This window comes from Ciceribacter sp. RN22, assembly GCF_024054295.1.
GTDB lineage: Bacteria > Pseudomonadota > Alphaproteobacteria > Rhizobiales > Rhizobiaceae > Allorhizobium > Allorhizobium lividum.
The window spans coordinates 1,047,790-1,069,815 of sequence record NZ_JAMXLD010000002.1 but is presented as its reverse complement, the minus strand read 5'-3'; the positions used below and the strand labels follow the sequence as shown (position 1 = coordinate 1,069,815).

Annotated in this window: 22 protein-coding genes; 10 read left to right on the top strand and 12 right to left on the bottom strand. The window is 61.3% G+C overall.

Annotated elements, in window-relative coordinates; genetic code table 11:
* Nucleotides 1-17: 17 nt before the first annotated feature.
* The gene (locus tag NHF53_RS20050; protein WP_252835758.1) at nt 18-719 is read right to left on the bottom strand and encodes a TetR family transcriptional regulator C-terminal domain-containing protein; all 702 of its coding nucleotides are present in this window, start codon (nt 717-719) and stop codon (nt 18-20) included.
* A 183-nt stretch (nt 720-902) separates the two neighbouring features.
* Here NHF53_RS20050 and NHF53_RS20045 point away from each other — a divergent pair, with 183 nt between their 5' ends.
* Nucleotides 903-2,066: a M20 aminoacylase family protein gene (locus tag NHF53_RS20045; protein WP_252835757.1), complete on the top strand. Its 1,164-nt coding sequence runs from the start codon at nt 903-905 to the stop codon at nt 2,064-2,066.
* 83 nt (nt 2,067-2,149) lie between these two features.
* Here the strand turns inward: NHF53_RS20045 and NHF53_RS20040 are convergent, their stop codons facing one another.
* From NHF53_RS20040 to NHF53_RS20030, 3 genes are read right to left on the bottom strand one after another with little or no spacing between them, the layout of a single operon-like run.
* Nucleotides 2,150-5,350, bottom strand: a complete 3,201-nt coding sequence (locus NHF53_RS20040) for an efflux RND transporter permease subunit (RefSeq protein WP_252835756.1) — start codon at nt 5,348-5,350, stop codon at nt 2,150-2,152.
* Nucleotides 5,347-6,327: an efflux RND transporter periplasmic adaptor subunit gene (locus tag NHF53_RS20035; protein ID WP_252835755.1), complete on the bottom strand. Its 981-nt coding sequence runs from the start codon at nt 6,325-6,327 to the stop codon at nt 5,347-5,349. The genes NHF53_RS20040 and NHF53_RS20035 overlap by 4 nt, the downstream gene beginning before the upstream one ends.
* 25 nt (nt 6,328-6,352) lie before the next feature.
* Nucleotides 6,353-6,553 (bottom strand): DUF2892 domain-containing protein, encoded by a 201-nt coding sequence (locus NHF53_RS20030; RefSeq protein WP_112686328.1) that lies wholly within the window; start codon nt 6,551-6,553, stop codon nt 6,353-6,355.
* A 259-nt stretch (nt 6,554-6,812) separates the two neighbouring features.
* Between NHF53_RS20030 and NHF53_RS20025 the strand changes: the two genes are divergently transcribed.
* Complete coding sequence (locus NHF53_RS20025) at nt 6,813-7,985, top strand: MFS transporter (protein WP_114363003.1); 1,173 nt, start codon at nt 6,813-6,815, stop codon at nt 7,983-7,985.
* Between the two features lie 10 nt (nt 7,986-7,995).
* Here the strand turns inward: NHF53_RS20025 and NHF53_RS20020 are convergent, their stop codons facing one another.
* Together NHF53_RS20020 and NHF53_RS20015 are read right to left on the bottom strand one after the other, a co-directional pair.
* Entirely contained in the window at nt 7,996-10,272 is a 2,277-nt protein-coding gene (locus tag NHF53_RS20020) for a molybdopterin cofactor-binding domain-containing protein (protein WP_252835754.1), read from the bottom strand.
* Nucleotides 10,269-10,730, bottom strand: coding sequence for a 2Fe-2S iron-sulfur cluster-binding protein (locus NHF53_RS20015; RefSeq protein WP_308218687.1), 462 nt, complete (start codon nt 10,728-10,730; stop codon nt 10,269-10,271). The genes NHF53_RS20020 and NHF53_RS20015 overlap by 4 nt, the downstream gene beginning before the upstream one ends.
* Nucleotides 10,731-10,948: 218 nt before the next feature.
* On the opposite strand from NHF53_RS20015, the gene ispG reads away from it, so the two are divergent.
* Together ispG and NHF53_RS20005 are read left to right on the top strand one after the other, a co-directional pair.
* Nucleotides 10,949-12,199, top strand: a complete 1,251-nt coding sequence (ispG, locus tag NHF53_RS20010; RefSeq protein ID WP_252835753.1) for a flavodoxin-dependent (E)-4-hydroxy-3-methylbut-2-enyl-diphosphate synthase — start codon at nt 10,949-10,951, stop codon at nt 12,197-12,199.
* An 81-nt stretch (nt 12,200-12,280) separates the two neighbouring features.
* Nucleotides 12,281-12,946, top strand: coding sequence for an OmpA family protein (locus NHF53_RS20005; protein WP_252835752.1), 666 nt, complete (start codon nt 12,281-12,283; stop codon nt 12,944-12,946).
* Nucleotides 12,947-13,010: 64 nt separating this feature from the next.
* Here NHF53_RS20005 and NHF53_RS20000 read toward each other — a convergent pair whose 3' ends face one another.
* From NHF53_RS20000 to NHF53_RS19990, 3 genes are all read right to left on the bottom strand, one after another.
* Entirely contained in the window at nt 13,011-13,652 is a 642-nt protein-coding gene (locus NHF53_RS20000; RefSeq protein ID WP_252835751.1) for a LysE family translocator, read from the bottom strand.
* Nucleotides 13,653-13,739: 87 nt separating this feature from the next.
* Complete coding sequence (gene hisC, locus NHF53_RS19995) at nt 13,740-14,795, bottom strand: histidinol-phosphate transaminase (RefSeq protein ID WP_252835750.1); 1,056 nt, start codon at nt 14,793-14,795, stop codon at nt 13,740-13,742.
* Nucleotide 14,796: 1 nt separating this feature from the next.
* Nucleotides 14,797-15,711, bottom strand: coding sequence for a polyprenyl synthetase family protein (locus NHF53_RS19990; RefSeq protein WP_252835749.1), 915 nt, complete (start codon nt 15,709-15,711; stop codon nt 14,797-14,799).
* A 169-nt stretch (nt 15,712-15,880) separates the two neighbouring features.
* On the opposite strand from NHF53_RS19990, the gene mtgA reads away from it, so the two are divergent.
* The 4 genes from mtgA (at nt 15,881) to NHF53_RS19970 (ending at nt 18,206) form a co-directional block, all read left to right on the top strand.
* Nucleotides 15,881-16,585: a monofunctional biosynthetic peptidoglycan transglycosylase gene (gene mtgA, locus NHF53_RS19985; RefSeq protein ID WP_252835748.1), complete on the top strand. Its 705-nt coding sequence runs from the start codon at nt 15,881-15,883 to the stop codon at nt 16,583-16,585.
* Nucleotides 16,586-16,661: 76 nt separating this feature from the next.
* Entirely contained in the window at nt 16,662-17,309 is a 648-nt protein-coding gene (locus tag NHF53_RS19980) for a glutathione S-transferase family protein (RefSeq protein ID WP_252835747.1), read from the top strand.
* A 162-nt stretch (nt 17,310-17,471) separates the two neighbouring features.
* Nucleotides 17,472-17,657, top strand: coding sequence for a 50S ribosomal protein L32 (gene rpmF, locus NHF53_RS19975; protein ID WP_112686348.1), 186 nt, complete (start codon nt 17,472-17,474; stop codon nt 17,655-17,657).
* Nucleotides 17,658-17,798: 141 nt separating this feature from the next.
* A complete protein-coding gene (locus NHF53_RS19970) occupies nt 17,799-18,206 on the top strand; it encodes a hypothetical protein (RefSeq protein ID WP_252835746.1) in 408 nt (135 codons plus the stop codon).
* Between the two features lie 32 nt (nt 18,207-18,238).
* Here the strand turns inward: NHF53_RS19970 and phaR are convergent, their stop codons facing one another.
* Nucleotides 18,239-18,814, bottom strand: coding sequence for a polyhydroxyalkanoate synthesis repressor PhaR (phaR, locus tag NHF53_RS19965; RefSeq protein ID WP_114363006.1), 576 nt, complete (start codon nt 18,812-18,814; stop codon nt 18,239-18,241).
* A gap of 238 nt (nt 18,815-19,052) precedes the next feature.
* Between phaR and NHF53_RS19960 the strand changes: the two genes are divergently transcribed.
* Nucleotides 19,053-20,234: an acetyl-CoA C-acetyltransferase gene (locus tag NHF53_RS19960; protein ID WP_252835745.1), complete on the top strand. Its 1,182-nt coding sequence runs from the start codon at nt 19,053-19,055 to the stop codon at nt 20,232-20,234.
* A gap of 123 nt (nt 20,235-20,357) precedes the next feature.
* A complete protein-coding gene (locus tag NHF53_RS19955) occupies nt 20,358-21,083 on the top strand; it encodes a beta-ketoacyl-ACP reductase (RefSeq protein ID WP_252835744.1) in 726 nt (241 codons plus the stop codon).
* Nucleotides 21,084-21,374: 291 nt separating this feature from the next.
* On the opposite strand, the gene NHF53_RS19950 is transcribed toward NHF53_RS19955, so the two are convergent.
* Nucleotides 21,375-21,626, bottom strand: coding sequence for a glycine zipper domain-containing protein (locus NHF53_RS19950; RefSeq protein ID WP_252835743.1), 252 nt, complete (start codon nt 21,624-21,626; stop codon nt 21,375-21,377).
* A 34-nt stretch (nt 21,627-21,660) separates the two neighbouring features.
* Nucleotides 21,661-21,816 (bottom strand): DUF3309 family protein, encoded by a 156-nt coding sequence (locus tag NHF53_RS19945; protein WP_114362834.1) that lies wholly within the window; start codon nt 21,814-21,816, stop codon nt 21,661-21,663.
* Between the last annotated feature and the right edge of the window lie 210 nt (nt 21,817-22,026).

Here is a 22,026-nt window from a genome sequence, read left to right as displayed (position 1 = left end):
CTCCTTGTCCCGTTGCTTCAGCGCCCGGGCGTTTCAGAGTCGGCGCCATGCTTTTCCGAAAGGCTCAGGCCTCCAAGAAGCAATTCCACCGCTGCAAGGGCGATGCCGGGCAGAGGGTCGTCCTCGAAGAGGTCGTCTGCCAAGGAACCTTCGAGCCAAAGGCCGTCGATCATCCCGTTGATCGCGATCGCAAGCTTTCGACAGGTTTCTGTGGTGGCCGGGCGCCCGGCTTCCGCGAGGAATTTCTCCACCAGTTGCTGAAGGACGGCCAGATAGGCCAGATAGTTTTCGCGCTGGATCTCCGCAAAACCCGGATCGACCCGGACGTGACTGATGAAGGCCGCCCAGAGCGACATCGTGCGGGGATCCGTGACTGGGGGCGTCAGGTTTGCGACAATGAAATCGTGCAGGCGTACCCGTGCGCTGTCGCCAGCGTGTTCCAGCGCATGGAAGGCCGCCGAACTCATCGTGTCCATGATTTCGCGGTAGGCCGCCTCTAGCATCTGGTCCTTGCCGGAGAAATAGTGACGGATGAGGCCGCCAGTCACGCCAGCTCTCGCGGCAATCTGCCGAACCGTAGCGCCTTCCAAGCCATATTCGCTGATGCAGTCGAGGGTTGCCTGAATCAGGGCCTTTCGCCGCTCAGCTTCCCCAGCACGATGGAAGCTCCGTCGAGCGGGCGTTTCCTGCTCCTGATGGGTAGGCTCTTTCTCCGCCATTTGAAGAATCCTCGGGCTCCGACTGGCTTCGGAAGCCGGTTATACGCTTGAAGAATGACAGAACAAGTGCAAAACTTGCCGCTCCTCTCCGGTCGATTTTTCGCGCCCGGAAACCACCACCTCGTCGCCCGGAAACGCCGCATGCGTCCGGATTTCCCCCTTCGATCAACAGCCGGTGAAACGATGACGATACGCTTTTCGAACTATATGCCCGAGATCGTGGCAACGCGACGCTATCTGCACCAGCATCCCGAAATCGGCCTTTCCGAGTTCGAGACGTCCAATTATGTCGCGGCTCAGCTTGTTGCCATGGGCTATGAGGTTACGCGTGGGCTCGCGAAGACCGGCATCGTCGCGACGCTTCGCAACGGGAGCAGTGGCAGGAGCATTGGCATACGCGCCGATTTCGATGCGCTGCCGATCCTCGAAGAGACCGGCGCCGAATACCAAAGCAGGAATCCCGGTGTAATGCACGCCTGCGGACATGACGGCCATACGGCCATGCTGCTCGGTGCCGCGAAGATTCTCGCGGAGCGGAAGAATTTCGACGGTGTGGTGCATCTGATCTTCCAGCCGGCCGAGGAAAATTTCGGCGGAGCCAGGCTGATGATCGAAGATGGTCTCTTCGATAGATTTCCGTGCGATGCGGTCTTCGCTCTCCACAATGACCCCACGATCCCTTTCGGCCACTTCGCTTTTCGTGACGGGCCGATCATGGCGGCTGTCGACGAGTGCAAGATCACGGTCAACGGTCGCGGCGGCCACGGCGCCGAACCGCAAGACACGGCCGATCCCGTCGTCGCCGGCGCCAGTATCATCATGGCGCTGCAGACGATCGTTTCCCGCAATGTCCATCCGCTTGATCCGACTGTCGTGACAGTCGGCGCGTTCCACGCCGGCGGTGCCAGCAACGTCATCCCGGAGCGTGCCGAAATGCTGCTCAGCATCCGATCCTTCGATGCCAAGGTGCGAGACCAGCTCGAACAGCGGGTTCGCGGGATCGCGGAGGGTCAGGCGGCCAGCTACGGCATGACGGCGACCGTTGTCTACGAGCGCGGTTACAACGCCACCATAAACCACAAGGCCGAAACCGATTTCGTCCGGGCGCTCGCGACACGCTTTGCGGGAGCTGAGAAGATCATCGAGATGGAGCGACCGACCATGGGCAGCGAAGACTTCGCCTACATGCTGCAGGCGAGGCCGGGCACTTATTTCTTCGTGGGTACTCAGCGGACCCCCGATGATCCTCCGCTGCATCATCCCCGTTACGACTTCAACGACGACATTCTGCCGATCGGCACGAGCTTCTGGGTCGAGCTTGCGGAGGCTTGGCTTCCGGCCAAATGACCTGCGTCTGATCGAGCCGTTGAATAAGAAAACGCCCGCAAAACAGTCGTTTTGCGGGCGTCTGCTTTTATCGTCCGGGCGTCTCAGGTGCGGAGGACGCGGTAGATCGCCGGAATGACGAGGACCGTCAGCAGCGTCGATGACGCGAGCCCGAAGAGCAGCGAAATCGCCAGCCCCTGGAAGATCGGGTCGGTGAGGATCACGGCGGCGCCGATCATCGCCGCAAGCGCGGTCAGCAGGATCGGCTTGAAGCGGATCGAGCCGGCCTCGATCAGGACGTCCGTCAGCGGACGCTCCGGTGTGCGGGCGTGGCGGATGAAGTCGACCAGCAGGATCGAGTTGCGCACGATGATGCCGGCAAGCGCGATAAAGCCGATCATCGATGTCGCAGTGAACGGAGCACCGAACAGCCAGTGACCGCCGAGAATGCCGATGAAAGTCAGCGGAATCGGGGTGAGAATCACCAGCGGCACCTTGAACGAGCCGAACTGCGCGACAACCAGGATATAGATCCCGAGCAGCGCCACCATGAAGGCGGCGCCCATGTCGCGGAACGTGACCCACGTCACTTCCCACTCGCCGTCCCACAGCAAGACAGGCTTGCTCTGGTCGGTCGGCTGGCCGTGCAGGGCGATCTCGGGTTTCTGCAATCCGGTCCAGTCCTGGGCATCCAGCGCATCCTGAACGGCCAGCATGCCGTAAAGCGGCGCTTCGAAGTCCCCGGCAAGCTCTGCCGTCACCATCTCGGCGTAACGGCCGTTGTGGCGGAAGATCGGGAAGGAAGCCTGTTCCTCCTTGACGCGGATGACGTCGCCGAGTTCGACCACCGATCGGGAGCCCGGCAGGAGGTTCGCCGGGATTGGCGTTGCGAGGAAGGTCTCGTCGAGAACCTTCGTACCCTTTGGTCGGGTGATCTCGATCGGGATCGGCGCGCGTCCATCGCCGCGGTGGCTGTAACCGATCGTCGTCGTGCCGTTGAGGATCGACAACGTATCGAACACATCGCTCTCCGAGACGCCGTAGAAATCGAGATCGTCGGTCGAGATCGTCGCACGCAGGCGTCTCGCGGGTTGGCCGTAACTGTCGTCGACGTCGACGATGAAGGGAACCGAACGGAACGCTGTCTTTACCTTCTCCGCAGTCGCGCGGCGGGTGTCGGCATCAGGGCCGTAGATTTCAGCAAGCAGCGTTGCCATAACCGGCGGACCGGGCGGTGGCTCGACGACCTTGAGTGAGCTGCCCTCGGGGACGTTCACTTGTGAGATGAGGCGCTGCCGCAGATCGAGAGCGATCTCGTGGCTGGAGCGATCCCGTTCCCCCTTAGGCAGCAGGTTGATCTGGACGTCGCCCATTTCGGGGCTGGATCGCAGATAGGCGTGCCGGACGAGACCGTTGAAGTTGAATGGTGCTGCGGTCGCGGCATGGGTCTGCACCGAGATCACCTCCGGCGTGTCCAGCACGACCTTGGCGACGGCCTGCGCGACTGCATCCGTCGTTTCGACGGAGGAACCTTCCGGCAGGTCTATCATGACCTGTAGTTCCGATTTGTTGTCGAAGGGGAGCAGCTTCACCGTGACGTCCTTCGTGTAGAAGAGCGCCAGTGAGCCGAGCGTCGCCACGCCGACGAGAAGCAGGAAGATCCAACTCTTCTTCTTGGTCGCGAGGATGGGTCTCGCGACAGCCGCATATGCTCGTCCGAGCGTGCCTCCCGATCCGTGGTCCGCATCGTGATGCAGCTTTGCCTTACCAGCGATCTTCAGCATCAGCCAGGGCGTCACTACCACCGCGACGAAGAAGGAGAAAATCATCGCAGCCGAGGCGTTGGCCGGAATAGGGCTCATGTAAGGGCCCATCATGCCTGAAACGAACATCATGGGAAGCAGGGCAACCACGACCGTGAGAGTCGCGACGATCGTCGGATTGCCGACTTCGGCGACGGCTTCAATCGCCGACTCTCGCCGGTCTGTCCCATCGGACATACCCCAATGGCGGGCGATGTTCTCGATTACGACGATGGCGTCGTCGACGAGAATGCCGATCGAGAAGATGAGCGCGAAGAGCGAGACGCGGTTCAGCGTGTAGCCCATGAGATTGGCGGCAAACAGCGTCAGCAGGATCGTGATCGGGATGACGATTGCGACCACGAGGGCTTCGCGGCGGCCGATCGCGACCCAAACCAACGCGATGATCGAGAGCGTGGCGAGGCCGAGGTGGAAAAGCAGTTCGTTCGCCTTCTCGTTCGCCGTGTCGCCGTAGTCTCGGGTTACCTCGACATCCATGGAATTCGGGATAAGAGTTCCTTTCAGTTCCTCAACGCGATGAAGGATCTCTTCCGATACAAGGACGGCGTTTGCTCCGGCGCGCTTGGCGATCGCCAGCGTCACGGCCGGAACCCGCTTCAGTTCCCCGTTCTCTCCACGGGTCACGGTGGAAGCGCGCGCCTCGGCGGTGTCGGTGACGAAAGATACGTCCGCGACGTCGCGGACATAAACCGGACGGTTGTCGCGGGTGGTCAGTAGCAGGTTACCGATATCGGCGGGCGTAGAGAGCGTCTCTCCCGCCACGACCTCGATCTGCTGCCCGCCGTCGCGAACGCGGCCGGTCGAGAACGACCGGTTGGCCGCCGTCACCTTGCCGGAAAGCTGCTGGAGCGTCATGCCATAGAGTGCAAGCTTTTCCGGATCCGGCGCGACGCGGATCGCCTCGCCGGTCTCACCGACAAGATAGCTCAGGCCGACGTTCTCGATCTTCGCCAGCTCGACCCGAAGCTCGCGGGCGATGCGCGTCAGGTCGTTGGCCGTAACGTTCGCACCTTTTTCGAGGGACGGTGTCAGGGTGAGTGATACGATTGCGACGTCATCGATCGTTCGACCGACGACAAGCGGCTCCGGAATGCCGACGGGGATGGAGCCCATATTCGCGCGGATCTTGTCATGGACGCGCAAGACGGCCGAATCGCCCGACGTGCCAACCACGAACCGCGCCGTGACCATCACCTGATCATCGGCGGTTTGCGAATAGACATGCTCGACGTCGTTGATCCCCTTGACGATCGTCTCCAAGGGCTCCGTGACGAGCTTGACCGCATCCTCCGCCTTCAGGCCGTCGGCGCGGACCATGATGTCCACCATGGGGACCGAAATCTGCGGCTCCTCTTCGCGCGGCAAGGTCAAGAGGGCGACGACGCCGAGCGCAAAGGCGGCAAGCAGAAAGAGAGGAGTGAGTGGTGACGTGATGAAGGTTTTCGTCAACCCGCCCGCGATACCCAGATTCTGGATTTTCATGGCAGTACAACCTCGTCACCGGCCCGGATGCCGGTCAGGATTTCCGTCATCGGCGCGCCTTCGTAGGTGATCGGCTTGGCTGTGACGACAGTGCGTTCCGCGGTCACCTCTCCGCTCTTCACGGTGACGTAGTCGACGCCGTAGCGGCTGGTGACTGCGGCTTGCGGAACCAGCAGAGCCTGCCGCTCTCCGACGGGCAGACGGATCAGCAGGCGCTTGTTGACGAAGCTGGTCGGCAGCGCATCGACTTCCACGTCTGCGATGACGCGGCCATTGTCTATTTCGGGATAGATCTTTGCGAGCCGGCCCGTCCGATGATCGCCGGTCGTTCCGTCGATCTCGATCGTGGCGCCTTCCTTGAGGAGGTCGGCGTGGCGTTCAGGTACGGCAAGTCGCAGGAAAAACCCGCCGCCGCCGATGGTCGCGACCGTCTCGCCGGCCATGATGACGGTGTCGCGGGTCACGGGAACCGTTAGGACCGTCCCGGTGGTCGGTGCGAGCACCGAGCCTTCCTTGCCCTGCTGGACGATCACCGAACGCTGCGCTTCGGCCGCCGCGATCTGGTTACGGACGACGTCCACCTGCGTGCGCAGCGCATCGAGCCGCTGGGCGGTGGTCACGCCGCGCTTGATCAGCTCTTCACCGCGCGCCAGCTCGGCCTGGGCGTTGTCGAGCGATGCCTTGAGACCGAGGAGCTGCGCGTCGATCGCCGCGATCTGAAATTCGATCTTGTCGTCTCGAACGGTCGCGATGACATCGCCGGTCGAGACGCTGTCGCCTTCCGTGACCTTGAGGTCGACGACAGTGCCGCCGATCCGCGCGCGTGCCGGCACGCTGTCGCGAGCTTCGACGCGCCCGTAGACGGCCTTCCATTCGGGAATGGTCACTGGTTGGACCCGCAGGGTTTCTGCGGCCGCGGCGGAGGCGGAGAAGATCAGAGCGAACGCTACCAGGCGTGCGAGCGGCGGGCGATACATTTTGCTTTTCCTTTTCAGGACTGCGTCAGAAAGCCGTTCCCGGACGGAAGCCGAGCTTTTTGAAGATCATGGCGGCGGGGCAGAAGCCGGTGAATGCGGATTGGAACATATTGACGCCGATGAAGACGGTAAACCAGACGAAAAGCGGATGGACGTAAACCGTCAGGACGACGGACAGGAGAACCATCACGCCGGCGAAGGCGAGCACGGCACGATCGAGAGACATTGGGAAACCTCCGTGAAACTTTTATCTACAAATATTCGTATATACGATGGTTGACCCGCGTGCAACAAAGATTTGCGTGAGTCGTACGCATCGCGACGAGCGCCTACGCCCACCGTGCGGGCACTTGCCGTCCATCGACGTTTCCGCAGGAAACAAAATGTGAGCATCGATGTGGGGCACATCGCTTGCGAATTCAATCGATTTAAATAGATTGCAAGCGCTTGCAGTGGAGGAGATCATGACCGAAACCCGATGTGAGATGGTAATTGGAGCCGCAGCACCCTCCTTCTTCCCGGCCACGCGCTGGGCCGTGTCCCTGCTCTTTTTTCTCAACGGAATGATGATGGGGTCTTGGGCACCCAAGATCCCGCTCTTCGCGGGCGCTCTCGGTCTTTCCGAGGGAGGCCTCGGTGTGATGCTCTTCGTCTTCGGCGCGGGTTCTCTGCTGATGATGCCGATCGCCGGGTTTCAGATTGCCCGCTTCGGGTCGCGGCAGGTGGTCCAGGTCGCAACCATTCTGTTCCTTCCGACCATCGTGGGCATATCTCTCGTCGGTGACATCTGGACCGGTGTCGCTGCGATCTTTCTGTTCGGCGGTCTGACCGGCGCGATGGACGTTGCGATGAATGCAAACGCGGTGGAGGTCGAGCGGACGATGCGGCGTTCGATCATGTCGTCCTGTCATGCATTCTGGAGCCTCGGCGGCCTGGTCGGCTCGGCGCTCGGAGGATACCTGATCGCCTTGGTTGGCGATCTCGCGCACTCCGTTCTCGCGGCGACTGTGGCGCTGGCGTTGTTCCTGATCGCCCGGCCGAGTATTCTCGCGGACCGGCCTCACGCCTCGGAGCAGCGGGCGAAGGCGCGGTTGCCCTTGACGCCACTGCCGTGGCTGGTCGGGCTCGTCGCGCTCTTTTCGATGATACCGGAAGGCACGACGCTCGACTGGGGCGCTCTCTACCTGCGCACGGAGCTCGGTGCGTCGGTCTCCTTCTCCGGCTTCGCATTCGCGGCCTTCTCGCTCGCGATGGCCGGGATGCGGTTTGCCGGAGACCTAGTACGCGATCGCCTTGGTGCCGTCCGAACCTTGCGCCTTTGCACCGCGGCATCGTTCATCGGATTGGTGACTGCGGGCCTCGCACCCAACTTGACGATCGCGCTGGTCGGTTTCGCCGTTGCCGGCATTGGTATCTCCAATATGGTGCCGATTGCCTTTTCCGCAGGCGGCAATATTCCCGGGCTTGCTCCGGGGATCGGCCTGTCGGTGGTGACCACTCTCGGCTACTCGGGGATCCTCTTTGCGCCGTCAATAATCGGCTTTGTCGCGGAGCACACCTCGCTCTCGGCGGTATTCATCGCCGTCTCGTTCCTGAACGTCGTCGTCTTCGCACTTTCAAGTCTGGCCCGTTACGCCGACCGCGCGAGCGGCGGCTAAGCAGCGCTGTTCAGGCAAACGTCACGTCTTCGGAAAACGGCAGGCGTCGGAGGCGCTTGCCAGTCAGTGCGAAAATCGCGTTGCCGAGCGCCGGCATCGCCGGCGGCGTACCTGGCTCGCCGGCGCCACCGAGCCGCGGTGCATTCTCGAGCAACTCCACCTCGATCACCGGACATTGATTGATGCGCAAGGAATCGTAGTCGTGAAAGTTCGACTGCTCGACCATTCCGTCTGCGAAGGTGATCTGCTGTCCGACTGCCGCCGACAAACCGAAGATGATGCCCGACATCATCTGCGCCTTGAAGTTCAAGGGATCGAGTAGGATCCCGGGATCCGCAGCGCACAACACCCGTTCGATCCGGATGTTGCCGGCGGTCTCGGCAACCTCGACCACCTGAGCGACCCATGTCCCGAACGAGAGGGCGAAGGCAAGGCCGCGCGCCTTGCCGGGTTCCGGTGTTGTGCCCCAGCCAGACATCGACGCCACTTTTTCGAGGACAGCCAGGGCCACTGGATATTCCCGCATGAGTTTGCGCCGCAATTCGAGCGGATCGGTGCCGCCGGCATGGGCGATCTCGTCGATGAAGCTCTCATGCATGAAGGTGTTGTAGGAAAACCCGACCGATCGCCAGAAACCGACCGGGACGGCAATGTCGACCTTCCTGCCGTCCACGCGGTAGTTCGCGATGCCATAGGGCTGGTTGTAAGCTCCGTCGACGAGAGTACTGTCCGGTCCGCCGGTGGGGAGAACCGGGAAATAGCGTCCGAGCGCGCTGGCGACAACCGATGGAGCGGCAATCGACCCGACCAGTGCCTTCGGGACGCCGTCGTCATCAAGAACGGCCTTATAGCGCCCCATGGCCGCCGGCCTATAGGGCCCGTGGCTTATGTCTTCTTCGCGGGTCCAGGTGACCTTGATCGGCCGGCCATCCGCTTCCTTAGCCAGACGGAGCGCATAGTCTGAGAAATCCGGTTCGATGCGCCGGCCGAAGCCGCCGCCGAGAAACGTCGTGTGAACCGCGATGCGGTCTTCTGAGGCCCCGGTCACCCGGCTTGCGGTGATCTTCACCAGGGAGGGGCTCTGGTTCGGCGCCCATATGTCGACAAGTCCGTCCCGGATGTAGGCGGTCGCGTTCATCGGCTCCATGGCGACGTGGGAGAGGAACGGGACCTTGTAGGCGGCCTCCAATACTCTTTCGCGCGGGGCATCGGCAAAAACGACGTCGGGGTCCCCGATCGTCCTGAGAGAGAACGAGCCAGTGCCGTTCAGCGCAGCCTCCAGCGCCGTGTCGACGTCCGCGGAACTCTCAGGGCCGGGTCCGCTCGCCCATTCGATCTCGACAGCTTCGGCGGCCTTGAACGCCCGCCACGTATTGTCCGCGATCACCCCGATCCCATGGCCATAGGGACTGTCGATCTCAATGATTTTCTGCACGCCCGGCATGGCCATCGCGGCTTTGGCGTCGAACCGCTTCAGTCGTCCGCCCGGTTTTGGGTTCATGCGCACGGTCCCGTAAAGCATGCCGGGCAGGCTCAGATCGATCCCGAAGATCGGGGCACCGGTGACCTTGCGCACCATGTCCTGGCGCGGCTGCGGCTTGCCGAGGATCTTCCACTGCGACCGGTCACGAAACGTGACCTCGGAGGGCGGATCGAGCTTTGCGGCATCGACGGCGAGGGCGCCGTAGGCAACGCGCTTGCCGGACTTGGGATCGGACACGAAGCCCTCGGCAGTCGTCAAGCTGTCGCGCGGCACACCCAGTTTCGCCGCAGCCGCTGTCTTCAGCATTTCACGCGCAGTCGCCCCTGCGAGGCGCATCTTCTCGAAGCCGTCGGCCATGGAGGTCGACGCTCCGGTGAACTGCAGGCCGGCGAATTTGGCGACGACCCCCATGACATCGCGAAGACTTTCCGCGAGAAAGCCGTCGTCGAATTGCGGGAATGGCGCGCCGTCGCGAAATGCCGCTTCGTTGAAATAAGCCGGAGACACCGGCCCGTGCTCGATCGCGACCTGCTCCAGAGTGACGTCCAACTCCTCCGCGACGAGTGCTGCCAGCGTCGTATACACCCCCTGGCCCATCTCGGCACGTGGCGCGATGATCGAAATCCGATTGTCCGTGCCGATCTTGACATAAGGATTGAAGGCAACCTCGCCCTTCTCAAGTCCATCGCGGAGCGGATTCGGATAGGGTTTCCTGTACTGATAGTAGCCGAATGCCACGCCACCTGCGACGGCGGCAGCGCCGACGAGCAATGTGCGGCGAGTGATCTTGCCGATTCTGCTCATGGCCGTGCTCCCGCCAGCTTTGCCGCGGCCTTGTGAATGGCCGCCCTGATGCGCGGGTAGGTGCCGCAGCGGCAGAGATTGCCGGCCATCGCCGCGTCGATCTCGTCATCGCTGGGCGCAGGATTGGACTGGAGCAGCGCCACCGCATTCATGATCTGACCGGCTTGGCAATAGCCGCATTGCGCGACCTGTTCCTCGATCCAGGCCTGCTGAACTGGATGAAGCTCGTCGCCGGCAAGTCCCTCGATAGTCAAGACCGGTTTATCGACGTCGCCTGTGGCAATCTGACAGGAGCGGACCGCCTCCCCGCCGACTATCACCGTGCAAGCGCCACACAGACCCGCGCCGCAGCCGAATTTCGGGCCCTTGATGTCAAGGATGTCGCGGAGTGCCCAGAGGAGCGGCATGTCTGCCTCTGCCTCGAGTGTATGGTCTGTTCCATTCACAGTCAGCTTCACGTCGGTCCTCCTCGAGGCCGGAAGAAAAAGGGGCTTTGACAAACTATCGGCAAATGCCAAAGCGTCAACGACGGATGACATAGCGCAGGACATGTGGCTCTCGCGTCCCGACCGGTGGTCGGACCGCTCGCCATGGTGTGGGAACGGCCGCAGAGTTGACAAGAAGCCATGTTTGATCCACCTGAAACACAGGGTTTCCCGCAGATTGCGAGCAGGTAATGGCCTCGGCAGAAGAATTTGATCCCAAACCGCGTCGCGCCTCCGTCGCCGTGGATGTCGGCGGAGTGATTGTCGGTGGTGGTGCGCCGGTTGTCGTTCAATCCATGACCAACACGGACACGGCCGATGTCGATGCGACGGTCGCCCAGGTGGCGGCTCTCTTTCGTGCAGGATCCGAAATCGTCCGCATCACTGTCGACCGCGACGAAAGTGCGGCAGCCGTGCCGAGAATCCGGGAGCGGCTGTTGCGGATCGGCCTGGACGTGCCGCTGGTCGGTGACTTCCACTACATCGGGCACAAGCTGCTTGCCGATCATCCGACCTGTGCGGAGGCGCTCGCCAAGTATCGCATCAATCCGGGCAATGTCGGGTTCAAGGACAAGAAGGACAAGCAGTTTTCCGAGATCGTCGAGATCGCGATCCGCTATGACAAGCCAGTCCGCATCGGTGTCAATTGGGGATCGCTCGACCAGGAACTGCTGACCCGGCTGATGGACGAGAACCAGGCGAACGGATTTCCGCTTTCCGCCCGGCAGGTGACGCGCGAGGCGATCGTACAGTCGGCGCTGCTTTCGGCCGAACTTGCCGAAGAGATCGGCCTGCCGCGCAACCGCATCATTCTCTCGGCGAAGGTCAGCCAGGTGCAGGATCTGATTGCCGTCTATTCGATGCTCGCCGCGCGCTCGGATCATGCGCTGCATCTCGGCCTTACCGAGGCGGGCATGGGTTCGAAGGGCATCGTCGCCTCGTCGGCCGCCATGGGCTATGTGCTGCAGCAGGGGATCGGCGACACGATCCGTGTCTCGTTGACGCCGGAGCCGAACGGCGACCGCACCCGCGAGGTTCAGGTGGCACAGGAGCTTCTGCAAGTGATGGGGTTCCGGCAGTTCGTTCCGGTCGTTGCCGCCTGCCCCGGTTGCGGGCGAACAACCTCCACCGTCTTCCAGGAGCTCGCGCAGCGTATCCAGGAGGATATTCGCAAGAACATGCCCGTCTGGCGGGAGAAGTATCCGGGCGTCGAGGGCCTGAACGTTGCAGTCATGGGCTGCATCGTCAACGGGCCGGGCGAGAGCAAGCATGCCGATATCGGCATTTCACTGCCCGGCACCGGCGAAAGCCCGGCCGCCCCCGTCTTCATCGATGGGCAGAAGGCGATGACGCTTCGCGGTCCCAACATCGCTGCCGACTTCGAGGCGCTGGTGATCGACTATATCGAGAAGCGTTACGGACATAAAAGCGCGGCGGAGTGAGCCCCGCACAGGGTTGCAACTTCATATTGCCGCAATTGATCTGTTGAGGCCTTTTAGGAAACCTTTGGAGTGATTCCGACGATGCTCAAGAAAATTGCCGTTCTGGCCCTCGCGGCGACCTATCTTTCTGCCTGCACCACGACCGATCCGTACACCGGCGAACAGAAGATGTCGAACACCGCCGGCGGTGCGATGTTGGGTGCCGCGGCCGGAGCCCTCGGCGGCCTTGCCATCGGCGGCGGTGGTCGCGAAGGCCGGAATGCCGCGCTGATCGGCGCGGGCATCGGCGCCCTCGCGGGTGGCGCGATCGGCAACTATATGGATCGCCAGGAAGCCGAGCTTCGGGCGCAGCTTCAGGGCACCGGCATTTCGGTGACCCGCATGGGTGACCGGATCATCCTGAACATGCCGTCGAACATCACGTTTGCGACGGATCAGGACGCGGTGATGCCGCAGTTCTACCCGACGCTCAATTCGGTCGCGATCGTGCTGCGCAAGTTCGACCGTACGCTGATCGACGTCAACGGCCATACCGATTCAACCGGCAGCCTTGCCCACAATCAGGCACTGTCCGAACGTCGTGCCATGTCGGTTGCGAGTTACCTGAACTCGCAAGGGATCGACCCGCGTCGCGTGTCGGCGTTGGGCTTCGGCCCGAGCCAGCCGATCGCCTCGAACGCGACGCCGGATGGCCGTGCCCAAAACCGTCGTGTTGAGATCCAGATCGCGCCGATCACAGCGGGTTGATTGGCGGGCATTTTGTCGTTCAAGGCGCCGCTTCCGGACCGGACGGCGCCTTTCTCGTTTTCAGTCACAGGCGTGCGGTCAGCAGTTTAACGCCGGCGGCACAGAAGAGTGCCGCCATGGCGCCGTCGATCCAGCGGCGTGCCGCCCTGTAGGCGTAGAGTGCGCCTTCGGTCGAGAAAAGCAGGGCATAGCCCGTAAACACCGTCAGACCTGTCAGCAGGCAACCGCCGACAATGATCGCAACGGCGCTTGCAGGAGCATTTGCCGGCAGCCCAAGCGAGATGATCGCGACCCAGGCAAAGATTGCCTTGGGGTTCGTGAGGTGTATGGCGTAGCCCCGCAGGAATACCTGTCTCGAGTTCTGCTGCTTGTTCATCGCCCGGGTGCTCGGCGTTTCCTCTTTTCGGAGGGCGGAGCGCAAAGCCTTGTAGCCAAGATAGAGAAGATAGAAGCCGCCGGCGATCTTCAAGGCGTAGAGAAGTTCAGCGTAGGTCTGAAGGACGGCCGCCAGTCCTAGCGCGGCAGCGACAGCCCACGTGAATGAACCCGCGAAGACTCCGGCGGCGAGCGTGAGGCCCGTCTTTCTGCCGCCGCTGATCGAGGCGGCGATGATGGCCATGACCGCGGGGCCGGGGCTGATCACCGCAACGAGATAGATGGTGTAGGCGGCCGCAACCTGCGACCAATGCTGCAAGACGAGATCCATGACGCCTCCCTGTATGCTATAGCGCACCGGTTGGCGATCATTACAGAAAACGCTTGCAAAGCAATCCGGGGATGGTTGATCTGAAGATCAGAGGAGGCCGTCGATCGCTTCGATCAGGCGTCGGCATTCCTCCTCCGTGCCGATCGATATCCGCAGGAAATCGGCGATGCGCGGCTTGGCGAAGTGCCGGACGAGGACTGCTCTTTCCCGGAGCCCTGCGGCAAGCTCGGCGCCTCTGCGTCCGGGCAGGCGGGCGAATACAAAATTCGCCTGCGACGACAATACCTCGAAACCGCGTTCCTGCAGCTGCCTTGTCAGCGTGGCACGGTTTGCCATCACCTTGCCGCGGCTTTCCTCGAACCATGCCTCATCATCGATCGCGGCACAGGCGGCAGCCTGGGCGAGCGTGTCCAGCGGATAGGAGTTGAAACTGTCTTTCATTCGTTCGAGCGCTTCGATCAGGGGGCGCTGCCCGATCGCAAAGCCGATGCGGAGCCCGGCAAGCGCCCGCGATTTTGAAAACGTCTGAACGACCAGGAGGTTCTCGAAGTGCGGCACGAGCGATACGGCGCTTTCACCGCCGAAGTCGATATAGGCCTCATCGATCACCACCACCTGGTCCGGATGCGCTGCGAGGAGGCGTTCAATCTCCGGGAGCGGAAGGCCGATACCCGTCGGGGCATTCGGATTGGGAAGGATGATTGCCCCGCAGGGGACATCGTAATCCTCGATGACGACGTCGAATTTCTCGCGCACGGGAATGATGCGGGTCTCGATGTCGTAAAGCTTCGCATAGGTCGGATAGAAGCTGTAGGTGATGTCCGGGAAAAGCAGCGGCGCATCGTGTTTCAGCAGACTAGCGAAAACGAACGCGAGGACCTCGTCCGAACCGTTGCCGACGAAAACCTCGTCTGCGGCCACGCCGTTATGACGGGCGATGCTCTCACGAAGCCGACGGGCGGTCGGATCGGGATAGCGACGCAGATCCGCGGTCGCCGCGTGTCTGATCGCCTCCAGAGCTTTCGGCGAGGGACCGTAGGGGTTCTCGTTGGTGTTCAGCTTGACGAGGTTAGGAATGGCCGGCTGTTCGCCGGCCAAATAAGGTTCGAGTACCGAGACGATCGGCGACCAGTACTTGCTCATTTCAGCTCTTCCTGTTGGCTACGAAGCGTGCTGCTTCGATCAGCATGGCGGCGCGGGCTCCATAGGGTGCAAGCAGGGCTTCGGCTTCGCTCACCAGTCGTTCAAGCTCTGCCTCTGCCCAGGCTTGCCCTTTGAGGCTCGCAAGCGTCGCCTTGCCTCGCGCTGCATCCTTGCCGGTCGCCTTGCCCATGGTTGCGGCATCGGCGGTGAGATCGAGCAGGTCGTCGGCGATCTGGAATGCGCGGCCGATCACTTCGCCGAAGCGACGGATTTGCCGGCGATCGGTCTGGGATGCACCGGAAAGGATAGCACCGGCCTCACACGCGAAGCGCAGGAGTGCGCCCGTCTTCATTGCCTGCAGAGTGACGATGCCATCCTCATCTGGTCTTTGCCTTTCCGCGGCGAGATCGAGCGCCTGACCGCCGGCCATGCCGCCCAACCCGGCGGCGCGGGCAAGTGCCAGGACAAGTTCGGTTTTTGCGCGATCAGGCAGCGCCGTTTCCGGTGCGGCGATGATGTCGAAGGCGTAGGTGAGGAGACTGTCGCCCGCCAAGATGGCCGTCGCTTCATCGAAGGCGATGTGCACCGTCGGCTGACCGCGCCGCATGTCGTCGTCGTCCATCGCCGGCAGATCATCGTGAACCAGCGAGTAGCAGTGCAAGCATTCGAGGGCCGCGCCGACGCGTAGCGCTGCCTCGCTCTGACCGCCGAAGAGTGCGGCACTCGCGGTCACCAGGAAGGGCCGGAGGCGCTTTCCACCGTTCAGCACCGCGTGACGCATCGCCTCAAGCAGATGAAGGGGGCGTGCGACCTCGCCGGCAAGCGGCTGCTCCTCTAGCAGTGAGGACAGCAGACGTTCCGTTTCGACGGCGATTTCGCGCAGATGTGTTTCGAACGTAGAGGTCGAGAGAGCCATGGCGGTTCTTTGGCACGCAAGCCCGTAGGTGGCAACGGCTTTTGCGCGGAAAATACGCGTGAATGGCGCGCGCGGACTGGCCAATTTCCAAGAGGGAAGCTAAGAGAAAAGGCTCTTGCAGTCTTGGGCACAGTCACTTTTGGTGGAACAGAGCGACATCGGAGAAATTATGGCGGATGCGCGCGAACGCGATCGCTCCGGTCTGTCTGTCGCAAAGAAGATCGCCGCGGTTCTCGTCGGGCTTTTGCTGCTGCCGTATCTTCTCATCCTGCTCTATCGCCCAAGCGTCGTGCATCCTGTTTCCACGCTTATGCTTGCGGACCTTTTTCTCCTGCGCGGCTATGACCGTGAATGGGTGGCTTTCGACGACATCTCACCGAACCTGGTGCGGGCCGTCATGATGTCCGAAGACGGGCAGTTCTGCTCGCATTACGGCGTCGACTGGGGGCAGATGAAGGCAGTCGTGGACGACGCACTCTCCGGCGAAGCGACCCGTGGCGCCAGCACAATCCCGATGCAGACCGTCAAGAACCTGTTCCTGTGGAACAGCCGCTCCTTCGTGCGCAAAGGTCTCGAGGTGCCGCTTGCGATCACGGCGGATTATCTCTGGTCGAAGAAGCGGGTTATGGAGATCTATCTGAACATCGCCGAGTGGGGTCCAGGGATCTACGGGATCGGTGCCGCCGCACGGCATCACTTCAAGGTGCCGGCATCGAAGCTCTCGGCCCGCCAATCGGCGCTGCTGGCCGTCTCCCTGCCAAATCCCATCGATCGCGTCGCCAGCCGCCCGAGCGGCAGCATGAAACGCCTTGCGGCGGTGGTCGATCGTCGCGCCAAGCGTTCGGGTGCATATATCACTTGTCTTTATGACTGACTTTCCAAAGATTCGTTGGTGCGTGTCCGTGATGGTCTTTAAGGTCCCGCCGGTCACAATCTGGCGGAGTTAGCGTATGGACAGGTTCATTCTCTACATCGGCAACAAGAATTACTCGTCCTGGTCCTTCCGTCCGTGGATGGCCCTGACTGGATGCGGCATCGATTTCGAGGAGCGGCTCATCCCGTTCGATTTCGACGCCGGCAACCCCAGAATCCGCGAGATTTCCCCGACCGGCCGGGTTCCCGTTCTCTATCACGGCGACATCTGTGTTTGGGAATCGCTGGCGATCATCGAATACGCCGCCGAAATCTTCCCGGATGCCGGAATTTGGCCAACGGCTCGCCGGGACCGGGCGGTCGCGCGCTCGGTTTCCATGGAGATGCTGTCCGGTTTTCGTGCCTTGCGAAATGCCTGTCCGATGAACATGCGGCGCAAACAGGCGGCGTTGCACGTTTCCGACGACGTTCGCGCCGATGTCGAACGGATCGAAACGATCTGGCGCGAATTGTGTACGGTCTCCGGTGGGCCGTTCCTCTTCGGGGCCTTCTCGGCGGCAGACGCGATGTTTGCGCCGGTCGTCAATCGCTTCGACACTTATGATCTGGTGCATGACAAGGATACGCTTGCCTACATGGCGACCGTCAAATCCCATCCGGCATGGGTAGAGTGGCAAACGGCTGCCGTCTCGGAGCCGTGGGTGGTCGCCGAAGACGAGGTCTGAAAGACGGTTCCCCCGGCTACCGCAGGAAAAAATGAATTCGGGGACTGGTCAAGGGCGCGCTTGACATGTATAAGCCGCCCAAATTCCGATACTGAGACGTGTGATCTTCGGCTCCGGTTCCAGCCGACCTGCATGTCTTGCCCGTCAAGTGGAGTAGTTGAAATGGCTGTACCGAAAAGAAAAACAAGCCCGTCGAAGCGCGGTATGCGCCGTTCTGCCGACGCGATCAAGGCCCCGACCTATGTTGAAGACAAGAACTCCGGCGAACTGCGCCGTCCGCACCATATCGATCTGAAGACCGGTATGTATCGCGGTCGTCAGGTTCTGACGCCGAAGGAAAACGCATAAGCCATAGCATTTATGTGCTTTGACGAAGGCCGGCGAAAGCCGGCCTTTTGCTTTTGTGAAGGGGCGTATTTTGTCAGAACCTCTGATCGTCTATGACATCGTTGAACGATGCCGATGCGGCTTTATTTTCGAGGTGCCGAGATGCTGACTGCCATTCCGCTGATGATCGTGCCTCTCGCACTCTATAATCTCGCACTGCTCGGAACCTTCGGCGGCGGAGGGGTAGCAGGCCTTTCGCAGGTGGTGCTGGCGTTGCCCATGCTCTCCGGCGCGACATGGATTATGTCGGCGGCGGATATTCTCATCCTGGTGGCACTGGTGCTTCTATTCGCGGAAATCCTCAAGTCGACACGCAATGGGTCGGGCGCGCTCCTCAACCACATCCTGTCGATGCTGGTCTTCGTGGCCTTCCTGGTGGAATTTCTGCTGGTGCGCGATGCCGCCACGCAGGTTTTTTTCGTTCTCCTGACGATCGCCTTCATCGACGTCGTCGGTGGATTTGTGATTTCCGTCCGGTCTGCCGGTCGCGACGTGTCCATCGGGCTGTAAGCCGCAGACGAATTCTGTCGCTGCTCAAGCCGTCAGAGGCTGTCCAGCTTGTTCTGGAGGTTACGGAGCTGTTCCTTCAGCTCGTCGATGTCCTTCGACTCGGCTTTTTTCGTTTCCTTCGGCGGCTGTGGTGACAGGAACGGCGAGAACATCTGCATGGCCTGGTGGAACATTTCGGTGTTGCGCTTCACCTGTTCCTCCATCAGTTGCATCGGAGCCTGCAGGTTCTTCGACAGCGGACTTTCACCGAAAGCGCGCGTCATCTGCTCGCGCATCTGAGTCTGCTGTTCGCTGAAAGCCTTCATCGAATGTTCCAGAAAGCTTGGAACCACCATTTGCATCTGATCGCCGTAGTAGGAGATCAGTTGGCGCAGGAACGAAATCGGCAGCAGGGTATTGCCGGTTTTTGACTCCTGTTCGAAGATTATCTGGGTCAGGACGGAGTGGGTGATGTCCTCTCCTGTCTTGGCGTCCTGGACGACGAATTCCTCGCCTCGCTTCACCATCTTCGCCAGATCGTCCAGCGTCACATAGGTGCTGGTTCCGGTGTTGTAGAGACGTCGATTGGCGTATTTCTTGATGGTGACTTCGCCGTCGGCTTTAGCCATTTCGTTCTCCACCCCATTGAACATGCGCAGATTTCTCTTCCCGAAGCAAATCTAAGCCCAAAAGAAGGGCGGTGACAATCTCTTTGTGCGTTGCAGAAGCGACACCCCGCGTCCCTGGCGGAGTTTCACTTTATGCGTGTCTTCAATGGAAGATCGAGGAAGGCATGCTTGCCGTTTGACTCCGGTCGATAGCTTTGCCAGTTTGGTCACAAACCGGAACATAAGCGAGGACACATCCATGAGCAGTTCGTCAGTCGTCATTGCCAGTGCAGCTCGGACCGCCGTTGGTTCCTTCAACGGTGCATTTGCGAACGTGCCGGCGCACGAGCTCGGCGCCGTCGCAATCAAAGGTGCGCTTGAACGTGCCGGCGTCGACCCCAAGGAGATCGACGAAGTCATCCTCGGTCAGGTTCTCTCGGCAGGCCAGGGCCAGAATCCGGCGCGCCAGGCAGCCATGAAGGCGGGAATTCCTCAGGAAGCAACGGCTTGGGGACTCAATCAACTTTGCGGCTCTGGCTTGCGTGCGGTTGCCGTCGGCATGCAGCAGATCGTCACCGGCGACGCGACCATCATCGTTGCCGGCGGCCAGGAGTCTATGTCCATGGCACCCCACTGCGCCCATCTTAGAGGGGGCGTGAAGATGGGCGACATGAAGATGATCGACACGATGATCAAGGACGGCCTCACCGATGCCTTCTACGGCTATCACATGGGTAACACTGCGGAGAATGTCGCCCGTCAGTGGCAGCTCTCGCGTGATGAACAGGACCACTTTGCGGTTGCATCGCAGAACAAGGCGGAAGCCGCGCAGAAGGCCGGACGCTTCGCCGACGAAATCGTTCCGGTGACGGTGTCGTCACGCAAGGGCGATGTCGTCGTCGACGCCGACGAGTACATCCGTATGGGAGCGACCCTCGACGGTATGGCCAAGCTGAAGCCGGCCTTCGACAAGGAAGGTTCGGTGACGGCGGGCAATGCCTCCGGCATCAATGACGGTGCCGCTGCAGCGCTTCTGATGACGGAGGCGGAAGCGACCCGCCGCGGAATCACGCCACTTGTGCGCATTGCGTCCTGGGCAACGGCGGGCGTCGATCCGCAGGTCATGGGCACCGGACCGATCCCTGCCTCACGCAAGGCCCTGCAGAAGGCCGGTTGGAGCGTTTCCGATCTGGATCTGGTCGAGGCGAATGAAGCCTTTGCAGCCCAGGCTTGTGCGGTCAACAAGGATCTCGGCTGGGATACTTCGATCGTCAACGTCAATGGCGGTGCGATTGCGATCGGCCATCCGATCGGCGCCTCCGGCGCCCGCATCCTGAATACGCTTGTCTTCGAGATGAAGCGGCGTGGCGCGAAGAAGGGGCTTGCCACGCTCTGCATTGGCGGCGGCATGGGCATTGCCATGTGCCTGGAAGCCTTCTGAGGCGAGCGATTCGAGAGGAGACCGATCGCGGCGATCACGTACACGTCTAGCAATAGTCACATGCCACAACGGTCCCGACAGAAGGACCGGTGTACGATCAAATGACCTCAGAGGAGAGAGAGCATGAGCAGAGTTGCGTTGGTCACCGGTGGTACGAGGGGAATTGGTGCGGCGATCTCGGTCGCCCTCAAGGGGGCGGGGTATCGCGTTGCGGCGAACTACGCGGGCAACGAAGAGAAAGCCAAGGCGTTCGCTGACGAAACGGGAATACCGGTGTTTCGTTGGGACGTCTCCAACTACCAGGCTTGTGTGGACGGGATCGCGGACGTCGAGGCGAAGATCGGTCCGATTGAGATACTTGTGAACAACGCCGGGATCACCCGCGACGCGATGTTCCACAAGATGACGCCGCAGCAGTGGAACGAGGTGATCAGTACCAATCTCACCGGCGTCTTCAACATGACCCATCCGGTGTGGTCCGGCATGCGCGACCGGAACTTCGGGCGTGTCATCACGATCTCCTCCATCAACGGCCAGAAGGGACAAATGGGCCAGGCCAATTACTCGGCGGCCAAGGCTGGCGACCTCGGTTTCACCAAGGCTCTTGCGCAGGAAGGTGCAGCAAAAGGCATCACGGTGAATGCGATTTGCCCCGGTTATATCGCGACCGAAATGGTACTGGCCGTCCCGGAGAAGGTGTTGAACGAGAGGATTATCCCGCAGATTCCTGTCGGCCGTCTCGGGCAACCGGAGGAAATTGCCAGAGTCGTCGTCTTCCTCGCCTCCGACGAAGCAGGTTTCATTACAGGGTCCACGATCTCTGCCAACGGCGGGCAGTTCTTCGTCTAGAGCTTTTCTGCCTTTGGCAAAACCGGAAGGATCGGTCTTCGCGACCGATCCTTGCTCTTGCCGGATCAGCCTTCCGCCACCGGCATCCTTCGTCGGCCGAAGGCTCTGGTATCCAGAACCCGCTGTGTGCGTTTCACCTCCGGAGCTACAATATGTAGCCGTGAACAAAACGGAAATCTCCGCGAGTCAGCGATTCGTAGCCGATTCGTTCCGGATTCATTCGACGGGTCAGAAGAACGCAAAGAAGAGGCCGGCAGGCGCCTGCCGGCCGTCGGGAACCTCTCGGGTCGTTCAACGGCACCGCGCTTCGTAACGACGACCGTAGCGGTCACGGTAGATGCAGTAGCCTTGGCGATCCGCTTGGGCGATCAGAACGCCGGCCACACCGCCGATCACTGCACCGGCCGCCGCCCCTCCAACCGAATTGGTCGCAACTCCTCCGATCACAGCGCCGGTGGCAGCTCCGATACCGGCACCCCGTTCCGTCGCGGTACAGGACGCGAGAGGCGCGATTAGCGCAAGGGCGAGCAATGTCTTGTTCATCGTCAGGTTCCTTTGCTGTGTCGATCCGGAATAGTCAGATCTTGTTCATGAGCATCAGTATGATGAGGATGATGACAATCAGACCGAGGCCGCCCGAGGGTCCGTACCCCCAGCTGCGGCTGTAACCCCAATTGGGCAAGGCCCCAATCAGCAGCAAGATGACGACAATGATGAGAATTGTGCTCAGCATGATGGCCTCTCCGTCTCAGCTTCATAGTCACATCCGGGCTTTCCAACGCCTTCGCTGCGGATTGGTTCCACCTGCCCAAAACACCGGTCAAGGACGGCCGTCCGGCAGGCCTGCCGACCACGGCAGCGCGCACAGGGACGGAAAAGGCTGCGGAGAAGGCACAAGGGGAACTCCAGGGGCCTCTGTGCCGCCTGCGATTTAGCGGCTTGC

What these genes read in the sequence shown, in the direction of transcription:
- NHF53_RS20050 (WP_252835758.1), bottom strand. Translation starts at nt 719, where the DNA reads ATGGCGGAGAAAGAGCCTACCCATCAGGAGCAGGAAACGCCCGCTCGA.
- NHF53_RS20045 (WP_252835757.1), top strand. Translation starts at nt 903, where the DNA reads ATGACGATACGCTTTTCGAACTATATGCCCGAGATCGTGGCAACGCGA.
- NHF53_RS20040 (WP_252835756.1), bottom strand. Translation starts at nt 5,350, where the DNA reads ATGAAAATCCAGAATCTGGGTATCGCGGGCGGGTTGACGAAAACCTTC.
- NHF53_RS20035 (WP_252835755.1), bottom strand. Translation starts at nt 6,327, where the DNA reads ATGTATCGCCCGCCGCTCGCACGCCTGGTAGCGTTCGCTCTGATCTTC.
- NHF53_RS20030 (WP_112686328.1), bottom strand. Translation starts at nt 6,553, where the DNA reads ATGTCTCTCGATCGTGCCGTGCTCGCCTTCGCCGGCGTGATGGTTCTC.
- NHF53_RS20025 (WP_114363003.1), top strand. Translation starts at nt 6,813, where the DNA reads ATGGTAATTGGAGCCGCAGCACCCTCCTTCTTCCCGGCCACGCGCTGG.
- NHF53_RS20020 (WP_252835754.1), bottom strand. Translation starts at nt 10,272, where the DNA reads ATGAGCAGAATCGGCAAGATCACTCGCCGCACATTGCTCGTCGGCGCT.
- ispG (WP_252835753.1), top strand. Translation starts at nt 10,949, where the DNA reads ATGGCCTCGGCAGAAGAATTTGATCCCAAACCGCGTCGCGCCTCCGTC.
- NHF53_RS20005 (WP_252835752.1), top strand. Translation starts at nt 12,281, where the DNA reads ATGCTCAAGAAAATTGCCGTTCTGGCCCTCGCGGCGACCTATCTTTCT.
- NHF53_RS20000 (WP_252835751.1), bottom strand. Translation starts at nt 13,652, where the DNA reads ATGGATCTCGTCTTGCAGCATTGGTCGCAGGTTGCGGCCGCCTACACC.
- hisC (WP_252835750.1), bottom strand. Translation starts at nt 14,795, where the DNA reads ATGAGCAAGTACTGGTCGCCGATCGTCTCGGTACTCGAACCTTATTTG.
- NHF53_RS19990 (WP_252835749.1), bottom strand. Translation starts at nt 15,711, where the DNA reads ATGGCTCTCTCGACCTCTACGTTCGAAACACATCTGCGCGAAATCGCC.
- mtgA (WP_252835748.1), top strand. Translation starts at nt 15,881, where the DNA reads ATGGCGGATGCGCGCGAACGCGATCGCTCCGGTCTGTCTGTCGCAAAG.
- NHF53_RS19980 (WP_252835747.1), top strand. Translation starts at nt 16,662, where the DNA reads ATGGACAGGTTCATTCTCTACATCGGCAACAAGAATTACTCGTCCTGG.
- rpmF (WP_112686348.1), top strand. Translation starts at nt 17,472, where the DNA reads ATGGCTGTACCGAAAAGAAAAACAAGCCCGTCGAAGCGCGGTATGCGC.
- NHF53_RS19970 (WP_252835746.1), top strand. Translation starts at nt 17,799, where the DNA reads ATGCTGACTGCCATTCCGCTGATGATCGTGCCTCTCGCACTCTATAAT.
- phaR (WP_114363006.1), bottom strand. Translation starts at nt 18,814, where the DNA reads ATGGCTAAAGCCGACGGCGAAGTCACCATCAAGAAATACGCCAATCGA.
- NHF53_RS19960 (WP_252835745.1), top strand. Translation starts at nt 19,053, where the DNA reads ATGAGCAGTTCGTCAGTCGTCATTGCCAGTGCAGCTCGGACCGCCGTT.
- NHF53_RS19955 (WP_252835744.1), top strand. Translation starts at nt 20,358, where the DNA reads ATGAGCAGAGTTGCGTTGGTCACCGGTGGTACGAGGGGAATTGGTGCG.
- NHF53_RS19950 (WP_252835743.1), bottom strand. Translation starts at nt 21,626, where the DNA reads ATGAACAAGACATTGCTCGCCCTTGCGCTAATCGCGCCTCTCGCGTCC.
- NHF53_RS19945 (WP_114362834.1), bottom strand. Translation starts at nt 21,816, where the DNA reads ATGCTGAGCACAATTCTCATCATTGTCGTCATCTTGCTGCTGATTGGG.